Raw genomic sequence first — 16,171 nt, 5'->3', positions numbered from 1 at the left:
TTACAAACTCGCACATGAAAAGGCATATAAACAAAGTTGCCGTAATCGGTTCCGGAATTATGGGAAGTGGCATTGCCTGTCACTTTGCGAACATTGGGGTCGAGGTGTTGTTGTTGGATATAGTTCCGCGCGAACTTAACGACAAGGAAAAAGCCAAAGGACTTACTTTGGAAGATAAAGTGGTACGCAATCGTTTAGTAAACGATTCATTGGCTGTTTCACTAAAATCAAAACCCTCCCCTATTTACCATCAAAAATTTGCAGACCGAATTACAACGGGGAATATGGAAGACGATATTTCCAAAGTGGCCGATGTGGATTGGATCATTGAAGTGGTAGTGGAACGATTGGACATCAAAAAACAGGTATTTGAGAACCTGGACAAACACCGCACACCAGGTACCTTGATAACTTCCAACACTTCTGGTATTCCTATTAAGTTTATGAGCGAAGGCAGAAGTGATGATTTCCAGAAGCATTTCTGTGGGACCCACTTTTTTAATCCCGCTCGGTATCTGAAACTTTTCGAAATAATTCCTGGTCCAAAAACCTCAAAGGACGTTTTGGAATTCCTAAACGGATATGGAGAACAGTTCTTGGGCAAAACATCGGTTGTTGCCAAAGACACACCCGCCTTTATCGGTAACAGAATCGGAATCTTCAGTATTCAAAGTCTTTTCCACGCCGTGAAGGATTTAGGTATGACCGTAGAGGAGGTCGATAAACTGACAGGCCCCGTAATCGGAAGACCGAAATCTGCTACCTTCCGTACTGTTGATGTGGTTGGTTTGGACACCCTTGTGCACGTAGCTAACGGAATCAGTGAGAACTGTAAGGACGATGAACGTCACAAACTGTTCCAATTGCCCGATTTCATTCAAACCATGATGGATAACAAGTGGTTGGGAAGCAAATCTGGACAAGGTTTTTATAAAAAGATTAAAGGAGACAATGGCAAAAGTGAAATTCTCACTTTGGATTTGGATTCCATGGACTACCGTTCCAAAAAGAGTGCAAAATTTGCCACTTTGGAACTCACAAAGACCATTGACAAGGTTATTGACCGTTTCCCTGTTTTAGTTGGAGGAAAAGACAAGGCAGTTGAATTCTACAGAAAGAGTTTTGGTGCCCTTTTCGCCTACGTCACACATCGTATTCCAGAAATAACGGACGAACTATACAAAATAGATGATGCCATGAAGGCAGGTTTTGGCTGGGAACACGGACCTTTCCAAATTTGGGATGCCGTGGGTCTGGACAAAGGTCTTGAACTGATCAAAGCAGAAGGTTTGGAAGCCGCTTCATGGGTTTCCGAAATGAAGGAGGCAGGAATTGATTCCTTCTATACCGTAAAAGAGGGTAACACCTACTTCTATGATATTCCCAAAAAGACCATGGAGAAAGTTCCGGGTCAGGATGCATTCATCATTTTGGACAACATTCGAAAATCCAACGAGGTTTTCAAAAACAGTGGTGTTGTAATAGAAGATTTGGGTGATGGAATCCTGAACTGTGAATTCCAATCCAAAATGAATACCATTGGCGGCGACGTACTCGCTGGTTTGAATAAAGCAGTGGACCTTGCCGAAAAAGATTTTGCAGGATTGGTTATCGGTAACCAAGCGGCCAATTTCTCTGTAGGAGCCAATATCGGTATGATTTTCATGATGGCCGTGGAACAAGAATATGATGAGCTGAATATGGCCATCAAAATGTTCCAAGACACCATGATGCGGATGAGATATTCTTCAATTCCCACAGTTTCTGCCCCACACGGCATGGCATTAGGAGGTGGTTGCGAACTCTCAATGCATGCTGATAAAGTGGTAGCAGCTGCCGAAACTTACATTGGTTTAGTAGAATTTGGTGTAGGTGTAATTCCTGGCGGAGGTGGCTCCAAGGAAATGGCCCTTCGCGCTGCCGACACTTTTAGAAAAAATGATGTGGAGTTGAATGTGTTGCAGGAATATTTCTTGACCATCGGAATGGCAAAAGTCTCAACATCGGCCTATGAAGCCTTTGATTTGGGCATCTTGCAAAAAGGAAAAGATGTAGTGGTGGTTAATAAAGACCGTCAGATTGCGACTGCCAAAGCACATGCTAAAATAATGGCGGATGCAGGCTACACAAAGCCTGTGAAACGCAAAGATGTAAAAGTACTCGGAAAACAAGCTCTCGGAATGTTCTTGGTTGGCACGGACTCTATGGAAGCTGGACATTATATTTCGGAGCACGACAAAAAGATTGCGGATAAATTGGCCTATGTTATGGCGGGTGGTGATTTATCAGAAGCTACCATGGTAACCGAACAATATCTTTTGGATTTGGAACGAGAAGCATTCTTGTCCCTTTGTACGGAAAGAAAAACCTTGGAACGCATCCAGCACATGTTGAAAACAGGAAAACCACTTAGAAATTAGATGAATAGGATTAATCGAATTATCCAATGATCAAAGAATCCAAAGAAAAATGAAAACAGCATATATAGTAAAAGGATATAGAACAGCCGTGGGAAAAGCCCCAAAAGGTCTGTTCAGGTTTAAGCGACCAGATGAACTGGCGGCAGAAACCATTGAACATATGATGAAAGAGCTTCCTCAGTTGGACAAAAAACGTATTGATGACGTTATTGTGGGAAATGCCATGCCAGAAGCCGAGCAAGGCTTGAACATGGCAAGGCTTGTCTCCCTAATGGGACTTGATATTGAAGATGTCCCAGGTGTAACCGTTAACCGCTATTGCGCATCAGGGTTGGAAACCATAGGGATTGCTACAGCCAAAATCCAATCGGGAATGGCAGATTGCATCATCGCAGGTGGTGCAGAAAGCATGAGTTACATCCCCATGGGTGGTTATAAACCAACTCCCGATTACGCAACGGCCAAGGAAGGTCACGAAGACTATTATTGGGGCATGGGCCTAACCGCGGAGGCGGTTGCAAAACAGTTCAAGGTTTCTCGTGAGGATCAAGATGAATTCGCCTTCAATTCTCATATGAAGGCTCTGAAGGCTCAAGCAGAAGATCGTTTTCAAGACCAAATTGTACCCATTGAAGTGGAACACACCTTTGTAAATGAATCAGGGAAAAAGGAAACCAAGAATTACACCGTCACCAAGGATGAAGGGCCAAGAAAAGGTACCAATATTCCCACATTGAACAAATTAAGACCAGTTTTTGCCGCTGATGGTAGCGTAACTGCTGGAAACTCATCCCAAATGAGTGATGGAGCCGCTTTTGTTATGGTGATGAGCGAAGAAATGGTAAAAGAACTGAACCTTGAACCCATTGCCCGCCTGGTAAACTATGCCGCTGCCGGGGTAGAACCAAGAATTATGGGAATTGGACCTGTTAAAGCCATTCCAAAAGCGTTAAAACAAGCTGGAATGAAGCAGGACCAAATAGACCTTATTGAGTTGAACGAAGCGTTTGCATCACAATCATTGGCCGTTATCCGAGAACTTGGCCTAAACCAAGATATCGTAAATGTTAATGGAGGTGCCATTGCCCTAGGTCACCCATTGGGATGCACGGGAGCTAAACTTTCGGTCCAACTTTTCGATGAAATGAGAAAACGGAATATGAAAGGCAAATACGGTATGGTCACCATGTGCGTAGGTACTGGACAAGGTGCCGCTGGTATATTCGAGTTCCTAAATTAAATTACTAAACACAAAAAATCATGAGCGATACAACAGAAAAAGACATACTGAGAGGAGGTCAATTTTTGGTCAAGGAGACCAAATGTGATGACATATTCACCCTTGAGGACCTCAACGAAGAACAAAAAATGATGCGCGAAAGTACCAAGGAGTTTGTAGACAGAGAACTGTGGGCACATTGGGAGCGTTTCGAGAAAAAAGATTACGCCTACACGGAAGAGTGTATGAAAAAAGCCGGAGAGCTTGGTCTTTTGAGTGTAGCTGTTCCCGAAGCCTATGGAGGTTTGGGAATGGGATTTGTTTCCACTATGTTGGTCTGTGATTATATTTCAGGTGCCACGGGATCCTTCAGTACCGCTTTTGGAGCGCACACTGGAATTGGAACCTTGCCCATTACGTTATATGGAACAGAAGAGCAAAAACAAAAATATGTACCTAAATTGGCTACCGGTGAGTGGTTTGGTGCGTATTGTTTGACAGAGCCGGGGGCTGGATCCGATGCCAACTCAGGTAAAACCAAAGCAGTGCTCTCCGATGACGGTAAGTATTATAGCATTACGGGACAGAAAATGTGGATATCCAACGCAGGTTTCTGCAACCTATTTATTGTTTTTGCCAGAATAGATGACGATAAAAACATTACCGGGTTTATTGTTGAAAACGATCCGGAAAATGGAATTTCCCTAGGCGAAGAAGAAAAGAAGTTGGGAATCCACTCCTCTTCTACCCGTCAGGTATTTTTCAATGAAACCAAAGTTCCCGTTGAAAACATGTTGTCCGAAAGGGGTAATGGATTCAAGATTGCCATGAATGCACTAAATGTGGGCAGGATCAAATTGGCAGCCGCATGTTTGGAGGCTCAAAGAAGGGTTATTGGTGAGGCTACCAAATATGCCAACGAACGTATTCAATTTAAAACACCAATCATAAACTTTGGTGCCATCAAAGCAAAAATTGCAGATATGGCCACCAATGCTTATGTAGATGAAGCCGCCTGTTACCGTGCCGCTAAAAATATCGAGGATAGGATCGCCATCCGCGAAGCAAGTGGAAATTCTCACCAAGAAGCAGAGCTTAAAGGTGTTGAGGAATACGCAATTGAATGTTCCATTTTAAAAGTGGCTGTTTCTGAACATGTTCAACATACTACGGATGAAGGTATCCAAATATTCGGAGGAATGGGCTTTAGCGCAGATACCCCAATGGAATCTGCCTGGAGAGATGCCCGTATTTCTAGAATTTATGAAGGTACCAACGAAATCAACCGTATGCTTTCCGTAGGAATGTTGGTAAAAAAGGCCATGAAAGGCCATGTTGACTTACTAGGTCCAGCTACGGCCGTGGGCGAAGAATTGATGGGCATCCCATCTTTTGAAACACCAGACTTCTCTGAAGTGTTATCAGAAGAGAAAGACTTGATTGCCCGATTGAAAAAAGTATTCTTGATGATTGCAGGAAGTGCCGTTCAAAAATTTGGACCGGATTTGGAAAAACATCAGATGTTGTTAATGGCAGCATCCGATATCCTGATTCAAACCTATATGGCAGAATCTGCTATTTTAAGAACCGAGAAAAATGCAAAACGTTTTGGTGAAGAAGCCCAATCTGCGCAAATAGCAATGTCCAAGTTGTATTTGTACAGGGCGGTCGACATTGTTCAACAAAAAGGAAAGGAAGCTATAGTTTCTTTTGCGGAAGGTGATGAACAACGTATGATGCTAATGGGTCTTAAACGCTTCACCAAGTACACAAACCAACCCAATGTTGTGAAACTTAGAACGCAAATCGCCGACAAAGTTGCCGCAGATAATGGGTATACCTTTGACTAATTCAAATATTTGTTGGGATGAAAGCCCAGTAGGATTTGAAAACGCCCCAATGTGGGGCGTTTTTTATTTATTAACCTATGGATTCCAATATTTTCTCATCCCTTTCCTTTTTGGAAAAGTTAATAGCACATTCAATAAGTGCCAAATGGGAATACGCCTGAGGGAAGTTACCCAGCAATCGTTTTGTTTTAAAATCGATATCCTCGCTGAACAGCCCTAAGTGGTTACTATAGCTCAATAAGCGTTCAAAATGTTCCAACGCTTTTTCCTCCTCGCCTATTTTAAACAAGGCATTGATGAACCAAAACGTACATATCGTAAAAGATGACGAAGGAAGTCCAAAATCATCTTCGTTTTTGTATCGGTACAAAAGACCATCGTTGCTAAGTCCCTCCTCTATGGCTTTTACGGTGCTTACATATTTTGGATCACGGGCGTGGATAAAACCATAGGGTTCCATCAATAATACGGAAGCATCCAAATGGCGGGATCCATAGCTTTGTACAAATGCGTTGATATCACTATTCCAAGCATTTTCATGGATGTCGTCCTTAATCTTTTGCTCAAGGGCGGTCCAACGTTCCAACTTTCTCGTTTTTCCAAACATATTCGCCACTTTTATGGCACGATCCAAGGCTACCCAACACAAGACCTTGGAGAAGGTAAAATGTTTGTCTTCCCCGCGGAATTCCCAAATACCCTTATCTGGTTCTTCCCAGTGTTTTCCAACTATCCAAACAATTCCCTTGGTAATGTTCCACAGTTCTTCCACATTTTCAATATCGTTGCTGAACGACCTCAATTGCTCGTAGATTACATCCATCAAAATGCCGTAAATATCATTCTGACGTTGTTTATACGCAGCATTACCAACCCTCACGGGTTTAGATCCCTTATACCCATCAAGATGGTCGAGGGTTTTCTCTGTCAACTTCTTTTCCTTGTTGATACCGTACATGATTTGGAGTTTCTCATCCTTATCCGGCATCAAATCAATAATAAACTGCAAGTATCGTTTAGCAGAATTTTTGTGTCCCAATTCGGATACGACTTTGATAACCATAGATGCATCTCTAATCCAACAAAAACGGTAATCCCAATTTCGAACCTCTCCAATGGTTTCCGGAAGTGATGTCGTTGCCGCAGCTAAAACAGCCCCTGTTTTGTCATAAGTCAACATCTTTAGGGTTATAGCACTCCTTACAATCTGATTATTGAACTTTTTGTACGTTGGGGTCTTAGCGACCCAATCCAACCAATACACTTTTGTACGTTCTAACTCCAACCCCATTTTATCTGTGGAAGGCTGTAATATTTTTTCGTTGTAGCATATCATAAAATACCCATCCTCCTCTAAAACAATTTCCTTAGCCTCTAAAACAGATGCTTTATCAAAAGAGGTGTAAAGGAAAAGCGTATCGTACTTAGACTCGTGAGTAAGACTGGCAATAAAATTCTCTTTGATGTAATGTTTTGTCTCGCCCATACCATATTCCAACCTGGGGTCATACTTAACAGAAAATTTTGGCTTTCCAGAAATATGCTTCACATATCGAATCAGTTCAGGTGGCGCCATGTACTTTCCATTCATCTTATGGTGCCTTGGCATAAAGTCATGAAGTTCAAAAATATTATCACCGTCAGAAAATCGAGTTACAAGAATCGCAGTGTTCTTAAAATATTCTTGGTCTATCTCATATTCTTCACCCACCAAGACTTCAAAACTTCCACCTTTCCGCTCATCAAGCAATTTGGCAAATACCGAAGTAGAATCAAATTCTGGCAGACAGCACCAATCCATGGAGCCTTCCTTGGAAATCAATGCCGCACTCCTGCAATTTCCTATAATTCCGTAATTCAAGTTGTCCATAGATCAAAAATTCTCAAAAGGGTTAGAATGAATTGGTTTTGCGCTCGAATTTCCCGATTTTTAAAGAAACAAAAAATAAAAATAGGTCAAAAATCATCCTTTTATGGGCAAAACTATCATAATCTCAAATCGACTACCCGTTCAATTACAAATTAGCAACGGAACCCTTAATGCAATACCAAGTGTTGGGGGTTTGGCAACAGGAATGAAATCTGTTCATAGCGGGGGGGAAAGTTTATGGATAGGCTGGTCCGGATTAACCGATGAGGATATCCCTGAAGCACTTGAGGATGATATTGACAAAGCCCTGGAAGAACATGGTTGTGCAAAAGTAAAGCTCAATTCCAATGAAATCGATGGTTTTTACTACGGGTTCAGTAACAGGACCATATGGCCCCTATTCCACTATTTTTTAAAATATTCCGAGTTTGAACTGAATTATTGGGACACCTATAAAGCGGTAAACCAAAAATTTGCTGATGCCATCATAGAAAATTCAACTGAAGACGATACCATTTGGGTACATGATTACCAACTGATGCTCGTACCTCAAATGGTTCGCGAAAAACGTCCCGATACCACCATCGGCTTCTTCCTACATATTCCTTTTCCTTCTTTTGAGATATTCCGAACATTGCCATGGCGTGAAGAAATTTTAGAAGGATTGTTGGGCTCGGACCTTATCGGTTTCCATACGTACGACTATGAAAGACACTTTTTGAGTTCTGTGAGAAGACTTATTGGCCTCGATGTAAGCTTTAACGAGATTTATTTGGACAACAGGGTTATAAAAGTAGATTCCTTCCCTATGGGAATCGATTACAAAAAGTTTAGGGATGCCGCCGTGTTACATGATTCCAAAAGTAAAGACGAACGCAGTGACCTACAACTCCGTTTGGATAATCACAAAGCATCTGCACCCGATACCAAACTCATTCTTTCCATTGACCGTTTGGATTACAGTAAGGGTATTGCAAAACGTATCAATGCTTTTGAATACTTCCTACAGAAATATCCCGAATACAAAGAAAAGGTGAGATTGATTATACTGGCAGTACCCTCCCGCTCCAATGTACCCCAATATCAATTGTTGAAAAGAGAGGTTGATGAATTGGTAGGCAGGATCAATGGAGAGTTGTCCACTGTAAACTGGACCCCAATTTGGTATTTTTATCGCTCTTTGCCCTTCGAAAGCTTGATTGATCTTTATACCTCCAGCGATATTGCATGGCTAACACCACTAAGAGACGGGATGAATTTGGTAGCCAAGGAATACATCGCCACACGAACAGATAAATCCGGAGTGCTTATTTTGAGTGAAATGGCCGGATCTGCTTACGAAATGAACGAAGCGCTTTTAATAAACCCAAACAATTTTGAGCAGCAAGCAGACACCCTGAAGCTAGCCTTAAATATGCCCTTGGAGGAGCAAGTAACGCGAAACTCCTTTTTACAAAAAAGATTGGAACGCTACAATGTGGAAGTTTGGGCCAATGAGTTTATGAATGCCCTGAAAGAAAAAAGAGATTTGGGCAAAGCCTTCATTTCCGAAAAAATGTCTCCCGAAATTCTACAGTTGATCGAAGAAACATATGCAAAATCGAAAAAGCGTTTGTTGTTCTTGGATTATGATGGAACCTTGGTGGGATTCCACAAAGACCCCCAAAAAGCATCTCCTGATGAAGAATTGTATGAGCTATTGGACGAGCTGCACCGGCAAGAGAACACCACAGTGTTTTTAATAAGCGGAAGGGACAAACAAACCTTTACTCGCTGGTTCCTGCCTAAAAAATACAATATGATAGTAGAACACGGTGTCTGGATTTCTCGAAATGGGGATGAATTTAAAATGTTGGAACAAGTAAAAGGAGAATGGATGGGTAAGATTAGACCTGTTTTGGAATCCTTTGTGGATAGAACTCCGGGTTCTTTCATTGAGGAAAAGAATTATTCTTTGGCCTGGCATTACAGAAACACAGACCCTGATTTTGGAACAAAAAGAGCTACTGAACTCAACACCGTATTACGAAGTTTAATAGGCAATGACGATATTAGCGTATTGAACGGTAACAAGGTAATGGAAATAAAAAACAGCAACGTGAACAAAGGTAGGGCTGCTACTCGTATGTTAAGTGAAGACGATTACGACTTTGTTTTTGCCATTGGTGATGACTGGACAGATGAATTTATGTTCCAAGAACTGCCCGACTCGGCCATTACAGTTAAAGTTGGACTCAAAAAAACACAGGCCAAATACCATGTGGAAAATACTGCAAGGGTAAGGCAACTTTTAAAACGTTTTACAAAACCATGATACGAACAGTTTTCATTATTTGCTTTTTATCGGTGAACGTCTACGGGTGGACACAAACAGAAACAGAAGTATATCTTTTTGACTTAGAAGTAAACAATGGAAAGCCGGTTCTTACCAATCCCAAAAATATTTCCAATAACCCTGGATACGACAACCAACCTTCATTTTGGGACGATGATACCGTTTTGTTTGCATCCACTCGGGAAAACCAAACCGACATCCTTCAATTTAATGTGAACAAGGGCAGTACTTCTACTTGGTTGACCTATACAACGGCAGGTAGTGAATATTCACCCTTGCGCATTCCTGAAAAAAATGCCATTTCTGCTATTCGGTTGGATATGGATGGTTTACAACGCTTGTATGAATACAATTTTAAAACAAGTGAATCTACCCCGATCACAGATTTGAAAATTGGGTACCATGTTTGGTTCAACGACCATATTCTGGTTGCAACCGTTTTGATAGAAAATCGAATGGACCTAAAAATAATCAACCTAGAAGAAGATACCCAAAAAACAGTTTACCAAAACGTAGGACGGTCGCTACATAACATACCCGGTACCGATTTAGTCAGTTTTATTGGCAAAAAGAACGATACATGGCAAATTTTGTCCTTAGACCCAATAACTGGTGAGTCAAAAAAAATAACGAACACTTATGACCATGAGGAGGATATTTGTTGGTTGGATGAAAATACCATTATTACCGGAGCAGGAAAAAAACTCTTAACGTTAGATGTTGGTTCGGAAGGTTCTGAATGGGAAACCATCATCGAATTTGACCAAGAAGAAATTAACAATATAAGTCGTATTGCCATTAGCCCCAACTCAAAAAGATTGGCTTTTGTGGCCGAGGAGTCACCTGCCAAAATTATTCGAAATCAAGTAACGGCATTTAATAATAGGGATTTGGATGCTTTTGTTGGTTGTTTTTCGGATGATGTTCTGGTAAGTCGTTTTCCCAATGAAAAAATGTATCAAGGTAATGACAAAATGCACGAAAACTATAGTCGCTTCTTTGAAAACGTCAAGAACTCAAGTGTAGAGGTGGTCAATCGAATTGTACTTGGAAACACAATACTTGATGAGGAAATCAGCAAAGTTGATGGTAGGGATGGGCGCCAGGTTGCCATTTACCAAGTGGAAAACGGGCTTATTTCATCCATGACCTTTGTTTTTCCAGACGGACCATTAACCGATGCGGAAAAAATTGTACAAGAACAACTGGAAGCATACAATAACAGGGATATTGATGCCTTTGCAGACACTTATGCAGATGATGTTGAACTATACCAATTTCCAAAAACATTCCAATCCAAAGGTAAACCCAAACTTGTACAGCAATACGGTGCATTTTTTGAAAACACCCCTGATCTGCATTGTGAGATAAAAAACAGAATTGTTATCGGAAACAAGGTGATTGACGAAGAATTGGTCACCATCAATGGAGAGATTTTTAAAGCCATTGCCATTTATGAAGTGGAAAATGGCCAAATTGCGAAGGTTACCTTTATCCAAAATTAGACATTTCGTTTTTTAACAATCTTTCAAGTTCCAACATAAAACTGCTTTGGGTAGTTTTCGCTATTTTTATGGTTCAAATTTTCAAGGAAAAACTCAACTCAAACTAATTATGAAAAACTACCTCCCCCTACTTTTTGCTTTTTTTATCATATCACTTACACAAGCTCAAACGGACACACGTATTTACGATATCATCAATGATGTATCAGCCGAACGCATCGAGAGCGACGTTACCACGCTTGTAAACTTGGGGACACGACACACTTTAAGCGATACCGTTTCCCAAACTCGGGGGATAGGCGCCGCTCGAAGATGGATCAAGTCGGAATTTGAAAAAATATCATCAAACTGCGGAGATTGTTTGGAAGTTTTCTATCAAAAAAACCTGATTGAAAAAGGAGATAATGCCCGAATCGTAAAAGATGTTGAAGTGGTAAACGTTGTCGCCATTCAAAGGGGAACCAAATTCCCGAACCGCTTCATTATTATGAGTGGGGATATTGACTCCCGCGTGAGCGACCCAACCAACTATACTTCAGATTCGCCCGGAGCCAACGATAATGCCAGCGGAATGGCGGGGACAATTGAAGCATCGCGAGTACTTTCCAAGTACAAGTTTGAAAGCAGCATTATTTATCTGGGTCTTTCCGGCGAAGAGCAAGGACTTTATGGTGGAAAAGGAATGGCCGCTTATGCCAAGGAGAAAGGATGGGACATAGTAGGCATTCTCAATAATGACATGATTGGAAACATCACAGGTGTTGATGGTGTAGTGAGCAACAGGGATTTCCGAATCTTTTCAGAGCCAGTTCCTCCAACAGAAACCGAACAACAACGTAGAGCACGACGTTTTTACGGTGGCGAAGTCGATGGAATTTCGCGTCAGTTGGCAAGGTACGTGTACAAAACCACTAAGACCTACATGCCAGAAATGAACCCCATGATGATTTACCGTTTGGATAGATTTGGACGTGGTGGGCACCATAGGCCTTTTAACGATGCGGGTTTTGCGGGTATCCGCATTATGGAGGCGCATGAAAATTACACCCAACAACACCAAGATATTCGTGTAGAAGATGGTATCGCCTATGGTGATGTTTTGGAACATGTCAATTTTGGGTATGCTAAAAAACTAACGGCTGTAAATGCCATAAACTTGGCGTCGATTGCTTGGGCTCCACCTGCCCCAGAAACTGTTGAAATTGGTGGAATCGTAGAACCTAATGCAAAACTAAGATGGAGCAAGGTAGAAGGTGCAATAGGCTATAAAATTTATTGGAGAGATACCACCTCCCCTACTTGGGATAATTACAAGTATGTGGGCGATGTCAGCGAACATACCCTAGAAGGTATTGTCATTGACAATTTCTTTTTTGGTGTAGCTGCCGTTGGAAAAGATGGGCATGAAAGCCCGGTGGTTTTCCCAAACAAGGTTTTTAGATAATTACAATTTTACATATGAAACAAAGTTTCTTTCTTATTGCTCTATTATTGGGAGCATGGGCCATCAATGCACAAAATTTCACTAGACAGGATACCTTAAGGGGCAGCATAACACCGGAAAGGGAATGGTGGGACTTAAACCATTACGACCTAAGTGTAAAAGTGGAACCCTCCAAAAAGTTTATTTCAGGTTATAATATCGTTCGGTATAAAGTGTTAGAGCAGGCCAAAACGCTTCAAATTGATCTCCAAGCGCCCATGAAAATCGAATCTGTGGTTCAAGATGGCAAAAAACTAAAGTTTACCTCCGAAGGAAACGCACATTTCATCAAACTGAAGAAAAAACAAATACCCGGAGAGTTCAATCAACTTAAAATAACATACTCTGGATATCCGCGTGAAGCCGTTAGAGCGCCATGGGATGGCGGCTTTTCTTGGAAAGAAGACGAAAATGGAAGCCCATTTGTCGCCACCTCTTGCCAAGGTTTGGGCGCAAGTGTTTGGTGGCCCAACAAAGACCACATGTACGACGAGGTGGACAGTATGCGCATTAGCGTGACTGTTCCCAAAGACCTTATGGATGTTTCGAACGGTCAATTGGAAAGTGTTGAGGATAAAGGCGATTTCAAAACCTACAATTGGGTAGTTGAAAACCCCATCAATAACTATGGTGTTAATGTCAATCTTGGGAACTATACGCATTTTGGTGAACTTTATGAAGGGGAGGAAGGCCCCTTAAAGTTGGATTATTACGTTTTGCCCGAAAATTTGGAAAAAGCCAAAAAACAATTTGCTCAAACCCCTATGATGATGCGGGCCTTTGAATATTGGTTTGGCCCCTACCCTTTTTATGAAGATGGGTTCAAGTTGGTGGAGGTTCCGTATTTGGGTATGGAACACCAAAGTTCCGTTACCTACGGGAATAAATATGAAAATGGATATTTGGGACGTGACTTATCAGGTACTGGTTGGGGTTTACAGTTTGATTTTATTATCATTCACGAGGCAGGCCACGAATGGTTTGCCAACAACATCACCTATAAAGATATTGCCGATATGTGGGTGCACGAAGGATTTACCGCTTACTCGGAAAACCTATATCTCGACTACCATTTTGGAAAAAAGGCATCTGCCGAATATGTTATTGGAACCCGTGCCAACATTCAAAACGACAGACCTATTATTGGTCCTTATGGGGTAAACAAAGAAGGTTCTGGCGATATGTACTACAAAGGGGCCAACATGTTGCACACTCTTCGCCAATTGGTGGAAGATGATGATAAATGGCGTCAAATGCTAAGAGGCCTCAACATAGAATTCTACCATAAAACGGTTACTTCCGAACAAATCGAAAACTATTTAAGTGAGAAATCAGGTAAGGATTTATCCGCTTTCTTTAATCAATACTTGCGTACAACTATGATTCCTAAATTGGAATATAAAATCAAAGATGGTTCCATTACGTATAGATACGTTGATATTGTTGAAGATTTTGATATGCCCATTAGAGTATTTGTAGATGGTTCGGAAAAATGGCTCTTCCCTTCTGCTGAATGGAAAACGGAGAAATTGGATGGAGCCCAAGTTGATTTTGACAAAAACTTCTACATAGAGACCCAAAAAATATAGTTTGAAAAAGCATCCTGAGCATTATTTTAAAAATGATGAAGAGTGGCGCGAGTGGCTTCATGAAAATCATGAAACGCAAACTGGTGTCCACCTGATTTTTTACAAGGTGGAACACCATCAAGAAAGTATGCGATGGGAAGAAGCCGTAAAAGTTGCCCTTTGTTATGGATGGATAGATAGTACCGTGAGAAGTCTCGGCGATGGAAAACGCAAACAATACTTCTGCCCCAGAAAACCCAAAAGCACTTGGAGTAAATTGAACAAGAATTATATAAAAGCGTTAAAGGCCGATGGATTGATTCACAAAAGCGGTTTAAAAGCCATTGAAGTGGCCAAGAAAAATGGTTCATGGACCGAACTGGACGATGTGGAAAACGGTGTGGTTCCGGAAGATTTGCAAAAAGTTTTTGACAATCACCAAACCGCTTATGAAAACTTCAAAAGTTTTACCAACAGCCAAAGAAAAAGCTATCTCTATTGGTTAAAACAAGCCAAGCGGGAAGAGACCCGAAAAAAAAGAATCATGGAAATTGTATCCCTTTCAGAAAAAAACATCAAATACAGAAAGCAATAAGGTCACTCCTTACCATATTTTCTGTGGTAGATAAAGGCAGCTACTCCTCCAATAAGGGCAAATACACTCAACATCCAGAACACATTTTGATGCCCAAGTTCCTCGCCTGGATGTGCATCCAAAAGCATTCCGTAGGCCGGACCAGCAAATACATCGGGCGTGTAACCGATCAACGAAATAAGTCCAACAGCTGTTCCCGTTAAGGTCAACGGAATTTTGCCAACGTGCATTACTCCAAAATACAAAGCGCGTGTGGCATAAACCCCGGCAGCAATTACAACAACGGACATAAAAAACAAAAGCGTGGTAGTGGGCGCTATCACTCCACTAGCGAACAGCAATCCCCCTATAAGAGTCAAAATAAAGCTCAGTACCAACAACCATGTGATTTTTAGCCTGTCTGCAATCAAGCCAAAAAGAATACCTGTTGTGGGCCGGAGAAATTGCAATAAGGTTCCAACTTTAGCTGCATCTACTTGATTGTACAACATGACTTCTTCGGCATATTGAGAGATAACGTCTGTAATTTTATATCCGACGTAACCACAGAGAATAATTATCATCAACAGCCAAACCGAAGGTAGTTTTAAGACTTGTTTAATATCTGCCCAGGAAATACGATTACGAATCACCTTTTCATCATTATCACTGGTTTTCATAAAAAACCACACTAAAACGCCTACCAAGATGATAATTGCGGATGAGAAATACAACACATAAGTAAACGCATCCTTTCTGTCTTGAAGAGTAGCTATTTCAGGAGATTCCAACAAAAAAAAGGAGAAGACTACAACCCCCATCAAACCGAACAAGGCGCCTGTTAGTCCACGACCTCCATCGAGAAACCCGAATGCTTTTCCCTGTGAATCGGCGCCGCCCCAAATCCTTGTCGCTTTGATCATGGGAGCCCAAAAAAGGAAAATTGTGGTAAAGCCCCACCAACCGTACAACACCTGAAGTACCCATAAAGCGGGATATTGAGCAAATAAAAAGCCACCCAATGCGGTCATCCATAAAGCAATGGCAATCAATTTTCGAGGTTGATATTTGTCGGCCAAAGGTCCGCCGAAAACATAGGAAATCATGGCGACCAATCCGTATACCGAAAAGCACAGTCCTAACTGGACATTGTCCAACTCCAAAACATCCAGAACGGTTGGCCTAAAAACACGCGGTAATACAAAAGGAAGGATAAAAATGGCCTCACCCGATAGAATCAACAATAATAAATAGAACCAACTAGGCTTAACTTCCTTCAAAACTTGTATTTGGATAAAAATCACTAAAAAAAGTGGAAAAACCCAAAAGCAGGATGAATAAAAAATC

Annotated in this window: 10 protein-coding genes; 8 read left to right on the top strand and 2 right to left on the bottom strand. The window is 41.4% G+C overall.

The features are described 5' to 3' along the window. Positions 1 to 14 precede the first annotated feature (14 nt). From ACQQ5U_RS00810 to ACQQ5U_RS00800, 3 genes are read left to right on the top strand one after another with little or no spacing between them, the layout of a single operon-like run. Complete coding sequence (locus tag ACQQ5U_RS00810; RefSeq protein ID WP_437395024.1) at positions 15 to 2,420, top strand: 3-hydroxyacyl-CoA dehydrogenase NAD-binding domain-containing protein; 2,406 nt, start codon at positions 15 to 17, stop codon at positions 2,418 to 2,420. 49 nt (positions 2,421 to 2,469) lie between these two features. Beyond that, complete coding sequence (locus ACQQ5U_RS00805) at positions 2,470 to 3,660, top strand: acetyl-CoA C-acyltransferase (protein WP_437395023.1); 1,191 nt, start codon at positions 2,470 to 2,472, stop codon at positions 3,658 to 3,660. Positions 3,661 to 3,680: 20 nt separating this feature from the next. Next, positions 3,681 to 5,489 (top strand): acyl-CoA dehydrogenase family protein, encoded by a 1,809-nt coding sequence (locus tag ACQQ5U_RS00800; RefSeq protein WP_437395022.1) that lies wholly within the window; start codon positions 3,681 to 3,683, stop codon positions 5,487 to 5,489. A gap of 70 nt (positions 5,490 to 5,559) precedes the next feature. Here ACQQ5U_RS00800 and ACQQ5U_RS00795 read toward each other — a convergent pair whose 3' ends face one another. Continuing rightward, complete coding sequence (locus ACQQ5U_RS00795; RefSeq protein ID WP_437395021.1) at positions 5,560 to 7,359, bottom strand: glycoside hydrolase family 15 protein; 1,800 nt, start codon at positions 7,357 to 7,359, stop codon at positions 5,560 to 5,562. Between the two features lie 103 nt (positions 7,360 to 7,462). Here ACQQ5U_RS00795 and ACQQ5U_RS00790 point away from each other — a divergent pair, with 103 nt between their 5' ends. From ACQQ5U_RS00790 to ACQQ5U_RS00770, 5 genes are all read left to right on the top strand, one after another. Next, a complete protein-coding gene (locus ACQQ5U_RS00790; RefSeq protein ID WP_437395020.1) occupies positions 7,463 to 9,673 on the top strand; it encodes a bifunctional alpha,alpha-trehalose-phosphate synthase (UDP-forming)/trehalose-phosphatase in 2,211 nt (736 codons plus the stop codon). Continuing rightward, positions 9,670 to 11,199 carry a nuclear transport factor 2 family protein gene (locus tag ACQQ5U_RS00785; protein WP_437395019.1) on the top strand — a complete coding sequence of 510 codons (1,530 nt, stop codon included), beginning with the start codon at positions 9,670 to 9,672 and terminating at the stop codon, positions 11,197 to 11,199. The genes ACQQ5U_RS00790 and ACQQ5U_RS00785 overlap by 4 nt, the downstream gene beginning before the upstream one ends. A 109-nt stretch (positions 11,200 to 11,308) precedes the next feature. Then, the gene (locus ACQQ5U_RS00780) at positions 11,309 to 12,643 is read left to right on the top strand and encodes a M28 family metallopeptidase (RefSeq protein WP_437395018.1); all 1,335 of its coding nucleotides are present in this window, start codon (positions 11,309 to 11,311) and stop codon (positions 12,641 to 12,643) included. Positions 12,644 to 12,657: 14 nt separating this feature from the next. Then, positions 12,658 to 14,271, top strand: a complete 1,614-nt coding sequence (locus ACQQ5U_RS00775; protein WP_437395017.1) for a M1 family metallopeptidase — start codon at positions 12,658 to 12,660, stop codon at positions 14,269 to 14,271. A 1-nt stretch (position 14,272) separates the two neighbouring features. After that, complete coding sequence (locus ACQQ5U_RS00770) at positions 14,273 to 14,845, top strand: YdeI/OmpD-associated family protein (RefSeq protein ID WP_437395016.1); 573 nt, start codon at positions 14,273 to 14,275, stop codon at positions 14,843 to 14,845. 2 nt (positions 14,846 to 14,847) lie between these two features. Here the strand turns inward: ACQQ5U_RS00770 and ACQQ5U_RS00765 are convergent, their stop codons facing one another. Continuing rightward, positions 14,848 to 16,104, bottom strand: coding sequence for an MFS transporter (locus ACQQ5U_RS00765; RefSeq protein WP_437395015.1), 1,257 nt, complete (start codon positions 16,102 to 16,104; stop codon positions 14,848 to 14,850). Between the last annotated feature and the right edge of the window lie 67 nt (positions 16,105 to 16,171).

The organism is Flagellimonas lutimaris (assembly GCF_051494225.1).
Lineage (GTDB): Bacteria > Bacteroidota > Bacteroidia > Flavobacteriales > Flavobacteriaceae > Flagellimonas > Flagellimonas lutimaris_A.
This window is presented reverse-complemented; position numbering and strand designations above follow the sequence as displayed.

Coding starts and splice junctions, on each gene's coding strand:
- ACQQ5U_RS00790 (WP_437395020.1), top strand. CDS start 7,463: ATGGGCAAAACTATCATAATCTCAAATCGACTACCCGTTCAATTACAA.
- ACQQ5U_RS00795 (WP_437395021.1), bottom strand. CDS start 7,359: ATGGACAACTTGAATTACGGAATTATAGGAAATTGCAGGAGTGCGGCA.
- ACQQ5U_RS00800 (WP_437395022.1), top strand. CDS start 3,681: ATGAGCGATACAACAGAAAAAGACATACTGAGAGGAGGTCAATTTTTG.
- ACQQ5U_RS00785 (WP_437395019.1), top strand. CDS start 9,670: ATGATACGAACAGTTTTCATTATTTGCTTTTTATCGGTGAACGTCTAC.
- ACQQ5U_RS00780 (WP_437395018.1), top strand. CDS start 11,309: ATGAAAAACTACCTCCCCCTACTTTTTGCTTTTTTTATCATATCACTT.
- ACQQ5U_RS00810 (WP_437395024.1), top strand. CDS start 15: ATGAAAAGGCATATAAACAAAGTTGCCGTAATCGGTTCCGGAATTATG.
- ACQQ5U_RS00775 (WP_437395017.1), top strand. CDS start 12,658: ATGAAACAAAGTTTCTTTCTTATTGCTCTATTATTGGGAGCATGGGCC.
- ACQQ5U_RS00805 (WP_437395023.1), top strand. CDS start 2,470: ATGAAAACAGCATATATAGTAAAAGGATATAGAACAGCCGTGGGAAAA.